At 69.9% G+C, this 16,258-nt stretch carries 18 protein-coding genes and 1 pseudogene; 8 read left to right on the top strand and 11 right to left on the bottom strand.

Going from position 1 to position 16,258, the window contains the following annotated elements; translation table 11 throughout:
* Positions 1 to 54 precede the first annotated feature (54 nt).
* Together OG904_RS33150 and OG904_RS33145 are read left to right on the top strand one after the other, a co-directional pair.
* Positions 55 to 195, top strand: coding sequence for a hypothetical protein (locus OG904_RS33150; protein ID WP_405497430.1), 141 nt, complete (start codon positions 55 to 57; stop codon positions 193 to 195).
* Between the two features lie 21 nt (positions 196 to 216).
* Positions 217 to 639, top strand: a complete 423-nt coding sequence (locus OG904_RS33145; protein ID WP_405497428.1) for a hypothetical protein — start codon at positions 217 to 219, stop codon at positions 637 to 639.
* A gap of 411 nt (positions 640 to 1,050) precedes the next feature.
* Here the strand turns inward: OG904_RS33145 and OG904_RS33140 are convergent, their stop codons facing one another.
* Together OG904_RS33140 and OG904_RS33135 are read right to left on the bottom strand one after the other, a co-directional pair.
* A complete protein-coding gene (locus OG904_RS33140; RefSeq protein ID WP_405497426.1) occupies positions 1,051 to 1,845 on the bottom strand; it encodes a hypothetical protein in 795 nt (264 codons plus the stop codon).
* A 284-nt stretch (positions 1,846 to 2,129) separates the two neighbouring features.
* Positions 2,130 to 2,867 carry an alpha/beta hydrolase gene (locus OG904_RS33135; protein ID WP_405497424.1) on the bottom strand — a complete coding sequence of 246 codons (738 nt, stop codon included), beginning with the start codon at positions 2,865 to 2,867 and terminating at the stop codon, positions 2,130 to 2,132.
* A 391-nt stretch (positions 2,868 to 3,258) separates the two neighbouring features.
* Between OG904_RS33135 and OG904_RS33130 the strand changes: the two genes are divergently transcribed.
* The gene (locus OG904_RS33130; RefSeq protein ID WP_405497422.1) at positions 3,259 to 3,510 is read left to right on the top strand and encodes a methyltransferase domain-containing protein; all 252 of its coding nucleotides are present in this window, start codon (positions 3,259 to 3,261) and stop codon (positions 3,508 to 3,510) included.
* A gap of 152 nt (positions 3,511 to 3,662) precedes the next feature.
* On the opposite strand, the gene OG904_RS33125 is transcribed toward OG904_RS33130, so the two are convergent.
* Positions 3,663 to 4,601 carry an NADP-dependent oxidoreductase gene (locus tag OG904_RS33125; protein ID WP_405497420.1) on the bottom strand — a complete coding sequence of 313 codons (939 nt, stop codon included), beginning with the start codon at positions 4,599 to 4,601 and terminating at the stop codon, positions 3,663 to 3,665.
* A 178-nt stretch (positions 4,602 to 4,779) separates the two neighbouring features.
* On the opposite strand from OG904_RS33125, the gene OG904_RS33120 reads away from it, so the two are divergent.
* Complete coding sequence (locus OG904_RS33120; protein WP_405497418.1) at positions 4,780 to 5,274, top strand: GNAT family N-acetyltransferase; 495 nt, start codon at positions 4,780 to 4,782, stop codon at positions 5,272 to 5,274.
* Between the two features lie 168 nt (positions 5,275 to 5,442).
* Here the strand turns inward: OG904_RS33120 and OG904_RS33115 are convergent, their stop codons facing one another.
* Positions 5,443 to 6,093, bottom strand: coding sequence for a hypothetical protein (locus OG904_RS33115; RefSeq protein WP_405497416.1), 651 nt, complete (start codon positions 6,091 to 6,093; stop codon positions 5,443 to 5,445).
* 254 nt (positions 6,094 to 6,347) lie between these two features.
* Here OG904_RS33115 and OG904_RS33110 point away from each other — a divergent pair, with 254 nt between their 5' ends.
* Entirely contained in the window at positions 6,348 to 6,920 is a 573-nt protein-coding gene (locus tag OG904_RS33110) for a dihydrofolate reductase family protein (RefSeq protein WP_405497414.1), read from the top strand.
* A gap of 79 nt (positions 6,921 to 6,999) precedes the next feature.
* Here OG904_RS33110 and OG904_RS33105 read toward each other — a convergent pair whose 3' ends face one another.
* Positions 7,000 to 7,134, bottom strand: coding sequence for a hypothetical protein (locus OG904_RS33105; protein ID WP_405497412.1), 135 nt, complete (start codon positions 7,132 to 7,134; stop codon positions 7,000 to 7,002).
* A 149-nt stretch (positions 7,135 to 7,283) separates the two neighbouring features.
* Between OG904_RS33105 and OG904_RS33100 the strand changes: the two genes are divergently transcribed.
* Positions 7,284 to 8,645 (top strand): lipase family protein, encoded by a 1,362-nt coding sequence (locus tag OG904_RS33100; RefSeq protein ID WP_405497410.1) that lies wholly within the window; start codon positions 7,284 to 7,286, stop codon positions 8,643 to 8,645.
* Here OG904_RS33100 and OG904_RS33095 read toward each other — a convergent pair.
* From OG904_RS33095 to OG904_RS33085, 3 genes and pseudogenes are all read right to left on the bottom strand, one after another.
* Positions 8,609 to 8,794 (bottom strand): annotated as a pseudogene (locus tag OG904_RS33095) (hypothetical protein); the annotation flags it as partial. The gene OG904_RS33100 and the pseudogene OG904_RS33095 overlap by 37 nt on opposite strands.
* Before the next feature lie 27 nt (positions 8,795 to 8,821).
* On the bottom strand, positions 8,822 to 10,705 hold the full coding sequence (locus OG904_RS33090) for a PAS domain S-box protein (RefSeq protein ID WP_405497408.1): 1,884 nt from the start codon (positions 10,703 to 10,705) through the stop codon (positions 8,822 to 8,824).
* A gap of 209 nt (positions 10,706 to 10,914) precedes the next feature.
* On the bottom strand, positions 10,915 to 11,643 hold the full coding sequence (locus OG904_RS33085) for a GNAT family N-acetyltransferase (protein ID WP_405497406.1): 729 nt from the start codon (positions 11,641 to 11,643) through the stop codon (positions 10,915 to 10,917).
* 151 nt (positions 11,644 to 11,794) lie between these two features.
* On the opposite strand from OG904_RS33085, the gene OG904_RS33080 reads away from it, so the two are divergent.
* Positions 11,795 to 12,367, top strand: coding sequence for a GNAT family N-acetyltransferase (locus OG904_RS33080; protein WP_405497404.1), 573 nt, complete (start codon positions 11,795 to 11,797; stop codon positions 12,365 to 12,367).
* 64 nt (positions 12,368 to 12,431) lie between these two features.
* Here the strand turns inward: OG904_RS33080 and OG904_RS33075 are convergent, their stop codons facing one another.
* Positions 12,432 to 12,950, bottom strand: a complete 519-nt coding sequence (locus OG904_RS33075) for a peptidylprolyl isomerase (RefSeq protein ID WP_405498401.1) — start codon at positions 12,948 to 12,950, stop codon at positions 12,432 to 12,434.
* Between the two features lie 325 nt (positions 12,951 to 13,275).
* Positions 13,276 to 14,079 carry a hypothetical protein gene (locus OG904_RS33070; RefSeq protein ID WP_405497402.1) on the bottom strand — a complete coding sequence of 268 codons (804 nt, stop codon included), beginning with the start codon at positions 14,077 to 14,079 and terminating at the stop codon, positions 13,276 to 13,278.
* A gap of 325 nt (positions 14,080 to 14,404) precedes the next feature.
* Here OG904_RS33070 and OG904_RS33065 point away from each other — a divergent pair, with 325 nt between their 5' ends.
* On the top strand, positions 14,405 to 14,803 hold the full coding sequence (locus OG904_RS33065) for an STAS domain-containing protein (RefSeq protein ID WP_405497400.1): 399 nt from the start codon (positions 14,405 to 14,407) through the stop codon (positions 14,801 to 14,803).
* Positions 14,804 to 14,877: 74 nt separating this feature from the next.
* Here the strand turns inward: OG904_RS33065 and OG904_RS33060 are convergent, their stop codons facing one another.
* Complete coding sequence (locus OG904_RS33060; protein WP_405497398.1) at positions 14,878 to 16,116, bottom strand: phospholipase D-like domain-containing protein; 1,239 nt, start codon at positions 16,114 to 16,116, stop codon at positions 14,878 to 14,880.
* Positions 16,117 to 16,258 lie beyond the last annotated feature (142 nt).

The following is a 16,258-nucleotide window of genomic DNA, read 5'->3' as shown; positions in this document are numbered from 1 at the left end:
TGGGCAGAAATCTTGGCGTCCCGGAACATCCGGGGGCAGGGGACGATGCAGGCCATGGATGATGCGTTCACACTCCTTCGGCAGGCCCTCGATCTGCTGCCCGAAGACGCCGTGGCAGAGAACGGCCAGACGGTCGGGGACGTCCGCGAGGACGTCAGGTGCCAGGACTGGGAGTCGGTGCTCGGCGTTCTCTAGGAGATCGGGGATGTCCACCCCGTGTCCGTGGACTTCTGGGAGCTCCTCGCCGAAGCCGCACGGCAGATGATGCTCGAGCGCAGCCGCCGTTGGTGTCAGTGGCGGGCCTGGGAGGTCCAGCACGGCACTCTCCGGGCAACGTTGAGTTTGGTCGATCCGAAGGAGGGCGGACGTCGAACTGCCTTCTCCGGGGACGGTCGGCTCAGGCCGATGTGGGACATCGGCAGTCGCACCGCCGACGGTGAACCAGCGCTCAGCGTCGCGAAGCTATGGGTGGAGTTCGAGCCGCAGCTCGGCCCCGGGGAGACGGCCGACGTTCGCCTGGCCCCCTTGCAGCCCGAGCAGTGGCAGCACTTGAAGCCCGGTGACGTGGTCTTCATGCACGAAGCCCGACCTGTCGCCGGCATCGCGGAGATCATCGAGGTCCTGCCGCCTCGTGTTTGAGGCCACTGGGCCAGGCAGGTGCGAGAGATGCCCGCTGGAACGGCCGTCAGACACTGTCAGGCTCACGGTGAGCCGGCCGGCGCTGGTGCGGAAGTCGGGCATGCCATGCGCGCCTTCGTCCGCGTGGCGCGCTTTCGGCCGGCGCGTTCCACGGGCGTCTCCTCAATGGAGCCGTCCGGCCGCCTGCGCCGCTCACGGGCTTCGAGACCCTCGCCCCCGCCGACGGCAGTGAGCCGACGACCTCGCGGCCGCCACCGTCCGGTACGCCCGTCAGCGGCCCGGCGGCGCCGTTCGCGGCCCGGACAACCGGGCAGCCGCAGGCCGCCGAGTCGGCGGGTGGCCCCGCATCCGGGCGCACCCCGCTCCGACGTCCTCCGGCCACCGGGGTTCGAGGGTCCCGGCAGCGGCGCGTCAGGTACGCTTCTCTGAGGCGGTGCGGAAGTTCCGGGCGATCTCGGCGGCCTCGGGGAGACCCTGTTCGTCTGCCAGTATCACGCTGCCGTAGGTACCGGAGTCGGTCCATGCGCACACGATCGGGTGTGCGGCGGCGGGCAGGAAGCCGCAGCTCAACTTGCCGCCCCAGGGCCCCGCGTCGAAGGCAGTGACCTCGGTCGCCCGCGCCCCGGCGAAGAAGTTGCGCAGCTCTTGCGGCATGGTGTTCGAGCGCTTCTCGTCGGCCAGCCGCGTGTCCCACTCGACGGTGTTGATCTGCAGTATGGCGCCCACCGGGCCCTCGCCCGGACCGTCGTAGAACCAGTGCTTGCCCGAGGGCATCTTCCCCGAGGCCACTTCATCGTATTTCGCAGCCTCCGCTCCGGCGAGCAGCCGGTAGGCACCGACGGTCGGGGCGGCGTCGACGACGCGTTTGGCCTCCGGGGTCCCGGCCGCATCGGCGGGGGCCTTTGCTGCCGGTGACTGGGAGACGGGGGCGGCTTCAGCGGCAGGCGGCTCCCCCTCGAAGCTGAGTGCTCGCACCAGACCTGCGGCGGCAACGACCAGCAGTGCTCCGCGGACGAGGTTGTTTCGGCGTATGGACCGCGCGCTGGCCTGCTCCGCTTCAACCGCGCCGGCCGGCACCGGGCCGCGGCGCCAGGCCCGGGTGGCGAACCAGATGGAGACCATGGCCACGGCGGTGACGAGCAGCACGCCCAGCGACTGGCCGGTGGCGTAGGCCTCGGAGTTGATGTCGACGGACAACGTGATCATGCCGGAATCGTAGACACACCCGCATGCGTGTTCGTATTGGAGGGTGGTCACGATCACGCATCAGCAGGCCAGGCCCGAACGCAGCCGCGGCCGGTCCCCTGCCGAGCCGGGGCATGTCGTGCCACTGCAGGAATCGAGCAGTTCATGGCTTCGGGTGGCGCGGGCCCCCGCCGAGTTGGCAGGGGCCCGCGGACAGGACAGCAGGGACGGCCGGGGCCTGCGCTCAGCCAGCGGCATCCCGGCCGGCACGGATTACCGTCTGCTGGTGGCCCGACGGCCCGGGCTCACTTCAGGTGCCGGGCGAAGAACCGGGCCCCGGTCTCGAGTTCGAAATGCGGGACGCCGGTGTGCCCGCCGAGATTGGCGTGCAGGGTCTTCTCCTTGGAGCCGAAGGCGTCGAACAGGTCCAGGGCCGCCTGCCGGTCGTTGCCTTCGTCGTCCCACTGCAGCAGGACATGCAGCGGAATGGTGACCTGACGGGCCTCCTCGAACATGGCGGCGGGCACGAGGCTCCCGGCGAAGAAGCCTGCGGCTGCGATGCGCGGCTCGACCGCTGCAAGGCGGACGCCGATGGAGATCACTCCCCCCTCGTACCCGACCGGGCCGCCGATCTGGGGCAGGGCGAGGAGGGCGTCCAGGGCGGCTCGCCATTCCGGGACGGCCTTCTCGACGAGCGGGAGGACGAGGGCGTCGATGATCTCGCCGCTGACCGGCCCGCCGGCCTCCATCGCCCGGCGCAGGTCGGCGCGGGCCTGCTCGGCGGCGGCCCAGCGGGGCCGTTCACCGCTCCCGGGGAGCTCGATGGTGGCCGCGGCGAAACCGTACTCCGCCGCATAGTACCGGGCCCGTCCTGCCAGCCGGGGGTACATCTTGCGCAGTCCGAGCGGGGGGTGGCCGATCAGGATCAGCGGAGTCGGTGCGGATGCGGACTCGGGCGTCCACAGGATGCCGGGGATCTCGCCGAGGGTGAATTCGCGTTCGAGGACACCGTCGTCGAGACGCTGTTCAGAAGTGAAGTGCATGGTCGTGCCTTTCGGGAGTGCTCAGAGAGGCGCTCCCGGACGACCTATCGCCCGACCGTGACCCCGGAGGGGAGCACCCATGTCGATACTGCGTTCACGGCTACCACCTCCTCGTTCTCTAGCACGGCCTCCGGAAACGTAGCAGTGGTCTCCGTGGTCCGCCAAACGGGTTTTTACACCTTCGCGGCCGCCGGTCCCGGTGGTGAGCGGGGAGTCCGGGGGGTGGGGGCTCCGCGCGGGCCCGGTCTACCAGTGGGCTTGGATGTGGACGGGGCGGTGGAGGATCAGGTTGACCGGGCGGGGGCCTGTCGAAGGCCTCCGGCCTGTCGACGGCATGGGCAGCCTCGACCTGACCCGCGCCGCACCCCCGGTTCCGCGGATCCTCGAGGACATGTCCCGAGCAGCACACAGCAGTTACGCCCTGAGCGCTCTGGACCTGTTCCGGGCCTCCCCGGCCGTCCGCCAGGCAGACGGTTCGTTCGACGCGGTGCTGTTGCTCGGTCTGCTCTACCACCTGCCGGACAGCTCCGGGCGTGCCCTTGCTCGGCGTGAGGCCCACCGTGCCGTCGAGCCCGGCGGCCCGGTCGCTGCGGCCGCCACCACGAGCGCCGGACCCGGAGGAAGGACCTGGGCGCGCAGGTGATCGAAACCGCCCTCGCTACCGCGCGGTTCACGGATGCCCATCAGCGCACCTCAGAACTCGTGATATCCAGGCTGCACTTGCCCACCGCCGCCTGCCGACCATCCGCACCCGTCGAGATCCGAAAGAGACGGCCCAGGTCAGCCCAGTTCGGCCTAGGGCACGAGGACGATCTTGCCCTGGACCCGGCCGGTTTCGCTGAGCTCGTGGGCCTTCGCGGCTTCGGTGAGCGGGAGTGTCTCGGCGATCGTGGGGCGCAGGCCGTGGGTGTCGACGAGTTCGGCGAAGGCGGTCAGTACGGCGGGGGTGGGTTCCAGGAAGAACTCCACGAATCGGATGCCGAGTTCGGCGGCGCGGGCCGTCACGTCGGTGCGGTCCACTCCGACGCCGACGACGTCGACCAGGATGCCGCCGGGGTTGAGGGTGGGCAGGGAACGCGGGCCGTAGTCGTTGCTGATGGTGTCCAGCACCACGTCGATGCCGCGCAGGGCCGAGAAGTCCTCCACCGTGTAGTCGATCAGCTCGTCGGCGCCGAGTCCGCGCAGGTAGTCGTGCTTGGCTGCGCGGGCCGTGCCGATGACGTACGCGCCCCGGGCCTTGGCGATCTGCACCGCGAGGTGGCCGACGCCGCCGGCCGCGCCGTGGATCAGTACGCGTCGGCCGGGCTGTACGTCGGAGAGCGTGATCAGGGCCTGGTAGGCGGTGAAGCCGGAAATCGGCAGCGCCGCGGAGCCTACGTGGTCGAGGGTGCGCGGCTTGGGCGCGATCCGGTCCTCGCTCACCACCACGTGGTCGGCGTGGCTGCCCTGCGGCGGAACGGTCCAGCCGTAGACCTCCTCGCCCTCCGCGAAGCGGGTCACGCCCTCGCCGACACCCTCCACCACGCCGCTGAACTCGTGGCCGAGTACGAACGGCGGCGGGCCGAAGAAGTCCACCTTGCCGATGCGGACCTTCCAGTCGGCAGGGTTCATGCCGGTGGCCCGTACGCGCACCAGGACCTCACCCGGGCCCGGCGAGGGAAGGGGTACCTCGGCGAGTTCCAGCACGTCGGGACCGCCGATGGTCTGCTGTGTGATCACCCGTGTCGTCGTCATGCAGAGCATTCTGCGCTTGATGATCATGAGATCAAAGCGGTTTCGGCGCCCTGCGGCCTCGACCCGTGGGCCGGGACTCCCAACGCCGGGACTCCCAACGCCGGGGCACGCTCGCCGGGAGTCGCCTTCCTGGTGGCTTCCGTGGAGATCGGGTCCGGACGGACGTAGCCTTCCCCGGGTGACGAAGACCGTGACGTATGTCGAGATGACCGACCCGAGCCAGCTCGTTCCCGGTGTCCCGGTCCCGGGTTTGCGACTCGTCGCCGCTGGTGGGGACCTGCACCTGGTTCCCGACCTGATGGCCAGGATCGGCGCGCCGTACCGGTGGCGCAGCGCCCGCCGTAGCCCACAGGAGTGGCAGGCGTGGTTCGCCGAGCATCCGGGCCGGACCTGTTGGCTACTGACCTTGGCAGACGAGCCGGCCGGAGCGGTCTGTTACGACCTCCATCCGGACGCCGACGTCGAGATCAGGACGTTCGGGCTCCTGCCGGAGTTCACCGGCAAGGGCATCGGCGGTCATGCGCTGACGCTCGCGATCCGGCAAGGCTGGAGTCTGGTACCGGGCGTACGCCGGGTATGGCTGCACACATCGTCGGCGGACAACTCGAACGCGCTGCCCAACTACCACCGCCGCGGGTTTCGGACCTTCAAGACCGAGGAAGGCGACTACTGAGGCGGGAGCCCCAGGCGGGGCGATTCCCGCCCGGGTGCCAGGACGCGTCAGCGATCGGCGTCGGTACGAGGGGGCCGGCGCCCGGCTTCTGGCCGTGATGTCGACCTGCCGTACGAGGAGCCGGCGGCTGGAACCCCTGTTGCCCGGCCTGCCGTCCGGCCGAAATGATCACCCGGTGACCGGGCTTACCCGTGCCGCGGGCCTTGCGTCCGGAATTGCCCTGACCGCAGGGACCGAGGGGTACGTCTTCAACGAGGACCCCAAGTCCTTGTCTGCGACTGGCCCGACAACGTCGACGTCGATGTCGACGGTCTGAACGGGACGCTCACCACCAAGCCGGCCAGGCCGAACGAGCTCCCCCTCAAGGTCAGCGGCCTGACCGCCACCCTCAACCCGGGCGTCGCGGTCGAGAAGGTCGTCTTCAACTCGTACAGCGGCGTCGTGCCGTGTACGGCGGTGACCGGCGAGACCACCCGCGACACGAGCACCGCCACCTGCGACAGCCCCGGCAACCTCGGCCGGCTCGGTGCCACCCTCGACGGACTCCTGCGCGGTTACAAAGCCACCGTCATCGACGACGACCGCGGCGTCGAGGTGGGCGCGCATGTCCTCATCTGCCTCATGCCAGGCCTCGTGGTGCACGTCATCCCAGAAGTCCCGGCTCCTGCGCAGGCCCCGTTCGCGGTGCGTCGGACCCGCGTGGCCGGTGTCGTCATCGGCATCCGTCTCGGGAAAGGGCTGCGCGACCAGTTCGTCGATGATCGACAGGTATCGCACAAGGGTGTCGCGGGAGAACTTCTCCGGTTCGGCGGCGGTCATGGAGGCAGGCTACGAGCTGGCGGGTCCGCCTTGGCGCGACGGCTCCCGAGTCCGGCGACTGCGGCAACATCTACCGCTCGGCGCCGGCGGCCGTCGCGCTGGCCCATCGGCCCAGTGCCGGTACGACGGGTTCGAGGTCGCGGGCACCGGGAGGTGAGTTTTGAAGGGTCCATGGATACCTTGATCACATCGACGACCGGCAGCAGGTCGCCGGGCCCGTGAGAAACCAGACCCGAGATACCGAGGAACCAGAGATGCGTACCTTGATCAGCACCGCCTTCATCTCGCTCGACGGCGTCGTGGACTCCCCCGGCGGTGAGCCCGGCTACCGGAACTCCGGGTGGACCTTCAAGGACATCGAGTTCCTCCCCGAGGCCTTCGACATCAAGGGGCGCGAACAGCAGGAAGCCGCCGCGATGCTGCTGGGCCGGGTGAGCTATGAGGCGTTCAGCCAGGTGTGGCCCGACATGGAGGACTTCGCCGACTACAAGGTGATGCCGAAGTACGTCGTCTCCACCACCCTCGCCGAGGACGACCTGGTGTCGAACTGGGGCGAGACCAGCATCCTGCGCTCACTCGACGAGATCGCCGCGCTGAAGCGGACCGAGGGCGGTCCGATCATCGTCCACGGCAGCGCGACCCTGAACCATGCCCTGTCCGACGCCGGCCTGATCGACCGCTACCACCTGCTCGTCTTCCCGCTGCTGCTCGGGGCGGGCAGGCGTCTGTTCAGCACCACGGACAAGGACACCCAGAAGCTGACGCTCGTCGAGCACGAGGTCTACCCCAATGGCCTGCAGAAGCAGATCCTCGACGTCGTCCGCTGACGGGGGCCGGGACGAGGCGCGTCTCGTCGCCCCGCTCGCTTCGTTCCCGAATCGAGTGGGGCGCGGCGGCGCATTCCTTTCAGGTGGCGGGCCGGGAAGCCGCCGTGGCCGGATCCGCCGTCTGCGGAGTGAGCCGCTCGACGCCGATGCCGGGCGGTTCGCCGCCGCCCCGGACGACGTACACCGTCAGCTCACCGAACGCACGACGTGACACGCCGCACCGGCTCGCCCATGGCGACCGGCCCCCTGGTGCCGCAACTCTGTTCATGTCTCATACCTGCTGGTAATTTACGGCGCTGTTACCGGCAGTAACACGCGCCTGGCCGTGCCGTGCGCTCCACGAAGTGAATCCGAGGGGGAACCATGCACCGCATCGCCGTTGGGAAACTGGCAACCGCAGTTGCCACCGCTCTGGTCGTCACCGCTGTTCCAGCGGCCACGGCTGTCGCCGCCCCTTCCGGCTCGTCGACGGTCACGGGGGGCGATTCGTTCTACACCTACGACGGCAGCAAGCCCCTGTCCTCGTACGCGCCGGGCGCCGTGCTCAAGACGCGGACGCTGCAGTACCACGTCGTCGGCATCCCGACGCCGGTCAGGGCGATCCAACTACTGTTCCGCACCGTCGATGCGCAGGGGCGCCCGTCCGCCGGGGTGACCTCGATCGTACGCAGCCCTACCGGCGACAGCAGCAAGGCCGTGTCGTACCAGTCGTTCTACGATTCCCTCAATCCTGCGGACTCCCCCTCCCGGGCGATCGCGGGTGACGTCTCCCTCGGCGGCCTGATCGCGAACGGCGAGTCCCTCCTCCTGGTGCCGCTCCTGCTGTCCGGCTACAACGTGATCATCCCGGACAGCGAGGGGCAGAGAGCCGACTTCGCGGCCGGCCCGGAATACGGAACGAACACGTTGGACTCGATCCGGGCCGCGAGCCGGTCCCCGGAGACCGGTCTGGACTCCGGCACCCGGATCGGCCTGGCCGGATACTCGGGCGGAGCCATCGCCACCCACTGGGCGGCCGTGCTCGCGCCGAGCTACGCGCCGGACGTCGACAGGAGACTGGTCGGCTACGCCGAGGGCGGGCTGCTCGTCGACCCGGCGCACAACCTCAAGTACGTCAGCGGCAGCTCCCTCTGGGCCGGGGTCGCGCCCATGGCCGTCCTCGGGGCCGCGCGCTCCTACGACATCGACTTCACGCCCTACCTGAACGGCTACGGCCGGCAGGTGTTCGAGGAGCTCGAGCGCGGGTCGATCGTCAACGCCCTGGGCCAGTACCCGGGACTGACCTGGAAGAAGCTGGTGAAGCCGGAGTACGCGAACCCGAATTCGGTGCCCTCCTTCATCGAGGCGGTCAACAAGCTCAACCTCGGCTCGGCCGCCACCCCCAACGCCCCCGGGTTCATCGTGCAGGGCAACGGAGGTGTCTTCGAGGGCACCTTCGGCAATCTGCCGGGCATCGGGACCGGGGACGGGGTCATGGTCGCGGGAGATGTCCGCGCGCTGGCCCGGCAGTACTGCGACAAGGGCGACGCATCGATCAAGTACCGGCAGTACGACCTGCTCAGCCATGTCGGCGCCGCGGTGCCGTGGGCACCCGCCGCCCTGGGCTGGCTCAACGACAGGTTCGCGGGCAGGACTCCCCCGTCCGACTGCGGCCGGATCCCCGCTGGCAACTCACTCGCGCCGGAGGTCTCGTACGCCTTCCGCAACCAGGTCATGAACATGTAGATGAGGGTGCACACGCCGTCGAGCAGGTCACCGGTTCCCCCGGGGCCCAGCGACGCGATGAACTGGTCCGTCAGCAGCCGCTGTTCCGGGCCCCTCTCGATCCTGTCGGCGGCATACAACCGCTGTCCGGACGATGGACCGATGCTCATGCGGAGGTCTGGCGAACCCTAGAGGACTCACCCGCCCCGCACCGAAGCGGGCAGGGGGAGGGAGAACCAGACGGCTTTCCCCTCGGACGTCGGCAGGGTGCCCCAGGCCTCGGCGAGCGAGTCCACCAGGAGGAGTCCCCGTCCGGATTCGGCGTCGTGCGAAGCGAACCGGGCCTGTGGGAGGACGGGGCTGCCGTCGCACACCTCCACGCTGAGCTCCCGCCCCGCCTGCCGCACTCTCAGCCGGACCGGACCACAGCTGTGGTTCACCGCGTTGGAGAGGAGTTCCGACGCGAGCAGGCACGCGGTGTCGCACAGCTGGTCGTCCCGACTCCCCCACACGGCGAGGGTGGAGCGCAGGAAGCGCCGGCCTTCGGAGACGCTGCTGGGCTGGGCGGGCAGCACCACGGTCTGCGAGGTCACCGGTGAATCGGGGATGTGCACCAGGAGCAGGGTGACGTCGTCCGCGTAGTCGTCGGCGTCCGGCAGCATCTCGTCGAGGAGGCAGTCGGCCATCGCTTCCAGGCCTTCGGCGTGGGCGTCCCTCTTGCCCAGCGCCACGGACAGGCAGTCGATCTGTTCCTCGATGTCGCTGCCCGGTGTCTCGACGAGCCCATCGGTGTAGAGGACGAGCACCGAGCCGGGGTCGACGGTGTGGCGGCTCTCGTGGTGCGGTACCTCTCCGACACCGAGCGGCACGCTGACGTCGGCGGCGAGGCGGCTCACCTGGCCGTCGGGCGCGGCGAGGAGTACGGGCAGGTGCCCGGCCGAGCACACGGTCAGTTCCGCGGCGTCCGCGTCGACGACCAGGTAACAGCAGGTGACGAACTGGTCCGGGAGCTCGCTGACCACGGCGTCGAGGGCGCGCATCAGCTGCCACGGCGGCATCCCCGTCTTCGCCAGCGCGTGCGAGGCCGAGCGGAGTTGCCCCATGACGGCGGCGGCTTCCAGCCCGCGCCCCATCACATCGCCGATCATGACGCCCACCCGGCCGCCGCCCAGGGGGATCAGGTCGAACCAGTCGCCGCCCACGCCCGCGCCCTGGCGGGCCGGGAAGTACCGGCTCGCCGTCGGCATGCCCGGGACCTGCGTCGGCGAGCCCATGAGGCTGCGCTGCAGGGTGAGGGCGACATGGCGCTGCTGTTCGTAGAGTTCGGCGAGCTTGTCCTCGGCGGCCTTGCGGTCACTCACGTCGCGGATGGCCGCCGACACGAGCGTTCCGTGCGGGGTTTCCAGGGGGCTGAGGCTGATCTCGACGGGGAACTCGCGCCCGTCCCGGCAGAGGCCGTGCAGTTCCAGCCCGGCGCCCATGGGCCTGACCTGGCGGTTGACGAAGTAGCCCTGCCGGAAGTCCGAGTGGTGCCCCCGGAACCGCTCCGGTACGAGGACCTCTACGGGCCGGCCCAGGAGGTCGGCCCTGGTGTGGCCGAAGAGCGCCTCGGTCTGGGCGTTGACGAGTTGGATCGTGCCGCTGCCGTCCACGATCACCATCGCGTCGGGGGCGGCCTCCAGGAGCGCCCGGAACAGCTCGTCCGCCGCCTTGCGTTCGCTCACGTCGCGCACGGCCGCCGAGATGAGCAGGCCGTCGGCGGTCTGCAGGGGGCTGAGGCTGATCTCCACCGGAAACTCGCGTCCGTCCCGGCGGAGCCCGTACAGCTCCAGTCCCGCACCCATGGGTCGGACCTGGCGGCTGGCGGCGTACCCGAGCCGGTGCCTCGGGTGGAGCCCCCGGAAACGCTCGGGCACCAGGACGTCGATGGAGCGGCCGAGCAGATCTTCTCTCGGGTGGCCGAACAGTGCTTCCGTCTGCGCGTTCACCAGCCGGATCACACCGGCGTCGTCCACGATCACCATCGCGTCCGGCGCCGCTTCCAGGAGGGCACGGAAGGGTTCCTCGGTCGTTGTCGTCATGTTGCGCCTCGCACTCGCCGAAGACCACCGAAGCGGACATCCGATCACGAACTCCCCCGCCACTTCGCAGGTTGACCGGAACCCACACCCAATTGACCGGGTGTGAGCACGGGCAGGAGCCCGGCGCGATCCCCTGCCAGGTTCCGTGGGAGGGGGCGACAGGGCCACCCGGCAACCGTCCGGCACTCACCGGGGCGGAAGGACCGGAGTCAGCGTCGTACGGCGGTCGCGGCCGCGCGCAGTTCGGCCAGCGAGCGGCGCTGGACCGCCTGGCCGTCGAAGTTCCCGGGTGCCAGCCAGGCCTCGAAGCCCCGCTTGATCGCGGGCCACTCCGTGTCGGTGACGGAGTACCAGGCAGTGTCGCGGTTGCGTCCCTTGTACACGACCGCTTGCCGGAAGATCCCCTCGAAGGTGAAGCCCAGGCGTGCCGCCGTCGTGCGTGAGGGCGCGTTGAGGCTGTCGCACTTCCACTCGTAGCGCCGGTAGCCGAGCTCTTCGAAGACGTACCTCATGGCGAGGAACTGTGCCTCGGTCGAGATCGGACGGCGCTTCATCGCCGGGGAGAACATGACGTTGCCGATCTCGACGACGCCGTGGTCCGGGTCCTGCCGCATCAACGAGAGGGTGCCGGTCGCCGTGCCGTCGGCGAGGTCGATCACCGCGTAGTGCCGCGGGTCGCCGGAAGCCGCTGCCTCTTCGGCGTAGCGGTGGTACTCCTCCGGGGACTCGAACGGGCCGGTGAACATGTACGTCCAGTCCCGCTGGTCGGACCCGCTGCGGTAGGCCGCGTGGAGCTCGGCGGCGTGCCGGTCCGCGTTCAGCGGTTCGAGCCGGCAGTGGTCGCCCTTGAGCGTGACCCCGGCGGGCAGCGGGCGCGGCGACCAGTCGGGCAGGGGCTCGCCGACGGGCTGGTCGTACTCGTTGAGGCGCAGGGACACTGATTCTCCCGGGTTCACATGTGTGCTGACGTGGCCGTGAAGCCCATGATCGCCGCCGCCCACCACATCTCCGTGGAGGCCACGGACGACTCCATGCACTGGGCGGCGAATTGCCCCGGTCTCACCCCTTTGTCGTGGCAGCATCACTGGCATGCGCTACAGAGGTGCCACCGCGAACGACGCCCCGGCCATGGCCGAGCTGTTCGCCGCCAATCAGTACGGCGCGCTCACGGAACAGGAGCGTGCCGACCAGGGCTTCGTGCAGGGCAGCCTCGACGTGGACGCGTTGCGCACCATGGCCGAGGAGGGGGGTCTGCTCGTCGCGGATGATGCGGGACGCCTGGCCGGTCTCCTCGGGTTGGCCGCGCCGGAGAGCGTGCCGGGTCCGCCGCCGCCGGTTCAGGCGCTGTTGAGCGCACAGGACTCGCTGTACTGGCAGGGGCATCCGCTCAGCACGACGCCCTGGCTGCTGTACGGGCCGGTGGTGGTGGCCGCCCCCTACCGGGGCAAGGGGGTGGCCCGGGGGCTGTTCACCGCGGCGGTCCACGCTGCCGCGGGGCGGGCCGACGTGATGGTCGCGTTCATCGAACTGGCCAACCCGGCCTCGTGGAGGGTCCATGTCGACGGCTTCGGCATGAGCCCGCTGGGAGAGTTCTCCATCGGCGGTCGCGCCTACGGAGTGGTGGGCGCCGCCGCCGGGCAGTCGGCAGCGCCCGGGATCTGAGCGGATCGCGGATCCGGCGGACGTCGCGGGGCAGGGAGACCGCGTGGAGGGCTGGGGCGGGGCGTCAGACGGCGTCCTGCTTCGCCACGCCGTAGGGCTCTCCCACCGTCTCGGCGCCGCTGTCGGTGATCACGATGTCCTGCAGGGGCCGGTCCCGGCCGTCCGTCGCGGCGTTCTCCACGGAGCGGATGACGTTCATGCCGCGGACGACCTTGCCGAAGACCACGTGCTGGTCGTCCAGCCACGTCGTCTGCTTGAAGGTGATGAAGAACTGCGAACCGTTGGTGTTCTTACCGGCGTTGGCCATGGAGAGCCATCCGGCCCCGTAGTGCTTCAGCTTGAAGTTCTCGTCGTCGAACCGGTCCCCGTAGATGCTGCGGCCGCCGGTGCCGTCACCCTTGGTGAAGTCCCCGCCCTGCATCATGAAGTCCCGGATGACACGGTGGAACTTCGATCCCTTGTAGCCCTCGCCCGCGGGCTTCTTCGCCAGCTCCGCGAAGTTCCTGGCCGTCTTCGGAACGGTCTTGCCGAACAGACCGATGACGATCCGCCCGGCCGGCTTGCCGCCGACGGATAGGTCCATCCAGACCTCGTCCGTGACCTTGGGGCCCGTGGGAACGTTCTCGGGCGGGTCGTTGACCTGGCCGGTGGCCGGCGCGGTCAGTAGGGCGCTGACCGCCAGGGCGGCGGTGCCCGCCAGGACCGCGGTACGTCGCAGCACGAGGTGATCCCTTCCGTCGGCGGGACCGCCCCGCGCGGACGGCGCGGCGGCGTGAACTCCCGCAGTTCGCCCATACGCTGACGAGCGGCGGGCCGAAGTACAACCGGGGCATCCGCCGAACGGCGTACCAGGTCGCCCCCGTCACCGCACTGGAGCAGCAGAGGACGACCTGGCCGGGCCGACGGGCTCAGGTCACCTGGACACCCTCACGTACGCACTCGATGAGGTAGTCGCCGGTGTCGGGGTCGACGGTGACACCGTGTGCTTCGCTGTGGAGGCCGGGGAAGGCGCGGTCGAATGCCTCCAGTGCTCCGAGGTAGCGCAGGACCGGGCCGCCGGTGGCGCCGAGTGCTCCTCCGGGCATCAGGACCGGGATGCCGGGGGGAGTCACGGTGACCATGGCGGCGGCCACCCTGCCGGCGGCCCGGGCGGGGGGGAGGCGTTCGGTGCCGTCGGCCGGGTCGGTGACGGTGTCGGGCTGCCAGACGCCGAAGAACCACGGGAGCCGGTCCCCGGCGTCGGCGATCCGGCGGCCGGTGCGGACCACTGTCTGCCGGAACCGGATGGCTTCGGTGATCACCTCGTTGACCAGCCATTCGCCCTGCGGGCCGTCCATCATCGCCGTGGCCGCATCCAGCGAGGCGATCACCGGGTACGGGGCCGAGGTGGTGCCGTGCATCATGAACGCCTCGTTGAACCGGTGGTGGTCGACCGGCGCCCGGGGTGCGGACTTCACGTGCACCATGGCGCTCTGCGAGAGGGCGGCCAGCAGCTTGTGCGTCGACTGGGTGGCGAAGACGGTGGGACGCCCGTCGCCCTCGAAGGTGTCCGGGCCCACGGCCATGCCGTACCGGCCCGCGTACAGCGGGTGGAAGCGCGCGTGGGCGAACCAGGCCTCGTCGAAGTGCAGACGGGGAGTGCTGGGCGCCAGGGCGCGCGCCGTTTGCACGGTGTCGTAGCACAGGCCGTCGTAGGTCGAGTTCGTGATCACCGCGTACTGGGCCTCGGGTGATACCGCCCCTGGCGTCAGCGGCAGAGCACGAAGGGCCTCCGACCGGAACGGCAGAACGTCACGCTCCCGGTGCACCCGGTCTCCGGATCTCGCCCCGATCCCGGCTACGAGTGAAACCGTAACCGGGCCACGATCGAATGTCTACTCCAGCCATGATAGATTTTCGCGTGTTTGACGCGGAGATAATCGGACGTGAACATGACGCCGTCCACATGCGGCGGGGCGGTCGGCGCCGAGCCCTCCGAACACGACCCCTGCCCCCGCACACCCCGTAGACCCCCGTAGACCCAAGGAGTGATCCACCATGGCCGAACGCCCTCCCCGGGAAGCCGGTGGCAAGGACATCACCGTGGAGGTCCTCGACCGCAACGTCGCCGTCAGGCCCATCGGCGAGATCGACATCGAGACGGCCGCCTCCCTGCAGCACGCCCTCATGCGAGCGCTCACCCACGCCTCACCGGCCAAAGCCGTGGTCATCGACTGCAGCCGTCTCACCTTCTGCGACTCCTCGGGCCTCAACGCGCTCCTCGCCGCACGGCGCGCGGCACAGGAGACCGGCACCGTCATCCGCCTGGCCGCCCCCAACCTCCAGCTCCAGCGCCTCCTGGAGATCACCGGCGCGCTGTCCCTCTTCCCCGTGGACCAGGACCTGCCGGCGGCCGGACTCCCCGCCGGGCACCACCCGGAGGACCTCCCCCAGTAGCCGGGCCGACGGTGTGCGGAGAGAGAGCGGGGTGCGGTATGCGGTGTACCCCTGGCCGTCTGCGACGGCAGGTGTCACAGGAAGCGGCGGATGGGCTGCACGGCCAGTTCGCGGGCCCGCTGGAGGGTGGGGCGCCTCTTCCAGCGCCCTTCCTGGATCAGCTCGCTCACAGCGACGTCCTCGTCGTAGTGTCCGTCGAGGACCGCGGTGAACCGCTCGTCGAGCACGGCGAGCATGACCTCCTCGTCGTGATCGAGGGAGCGGCGGTTGAAGTTGGTCGAGCCGATGAGTGCGGCGACGTGGTCGACCGTGATGACCTTGGCGTGCATCATCGTCGGCTGGTACTGGTAGATCTTCACTCCGCAGGCGATGAGCTCCGCGTAGTGGTGCTGGCCGGCCAGCTGACAGACCCGCTTGTCGGTGTGGGGACCCGGGAGCAGGATCTCCACCTCGACCCCGCGCCGGGCCGTGGCACAGAGCAGCTCGATGAAGTACGTGTCCGGTGAGAAGTAGGCGGTGGCGAGGCGGAAGCGTTCCTCGGCGGACTCCAGCATGACGCGCATCAGCGTCTGCATGTCCTGCCAGCCGAAGCTGGCCGAGCCGCGCACGACCTGGACGATCGCGTCGCCCTGCGGCCGGTGGTCGACGAACCGGTCCCGGTCGTCGAAGAGTTCGTCGTGGCACTCGGCCCAGTTCTGCGCGAACGCCGCGGCGATCCCGTCGACGGCGGGTCCGCGGACCTCGACGTGCGTGTCGCGCCATTCGTGTTCGTCGCGCGCGTTTCCGCACCACTCCTCGGCGATCCCGACCCCGCCGGTGAACGCCGTCTCCTCGTCGACGACGAGGACCTTGCGGTGGCAGCGGTGGTTCTGCTTGAGCGGCGAGAGGTACAGCGGCTTGCGGAACCAGGCCACCTGCACTCCGGCCCGCTCCATCTCGTCCAGCAGCTCCTTTTCGATCAGGCGGCTGCCGAAGCCGTCCAGGAGCAGCCGGACCCGCACACCGGCGCGGGCCCGCTCGGCGAGCGCCCGGGCGAACTCGCGGGCGATCTCACCCTTCCAGTAGACGAACGTCATCATGTCCACCGTGTGCTGAGCACGGCGGATCCCGCCCAGCATCGCGGCGAAGATCTCGTCCCCGTTGCGCAAGGGAGTGAGTGCGTTGCCCTCGGTCGCCGCGATCCCTATCAGTCGTTCCAGGCGCCGCCGCAGCCTTGCCACCCGTATCTCGGCCGTCGGCACCCCGGGTGACCGGGGACTGCTCGTGGCGGACCCGGCCGACTCCTGCGTAGCCGTCTTCTGCGTACTGGTCATCGGAACTCCTGGCCGGAACGCGAGGGGGAACATGGTGTGCGCCCTGTGCCCGGTCCGGCCCGGGCGGAGCAGAGGGCCGACTGTACCCGGCGACGACCCGCAGCCCTGTCCGGTAGGACGGCGCGGGGGCGCGAGGCACGGG

Origin of the sequence: Streptomyces sp. NBC_00096, from assembly GCF_045041305.1 — a bacterium.
GTDB lineage: Bacteria > Actinomycetota > Actinomycetes > Streptomycetales > Streptomycetaceae > Streptomyces.
The sequence above is the reverse complement of the archived record's forward strand: the minus strand, read 5'-3'. Positions and strand labels throughout refer to the sequence as shown.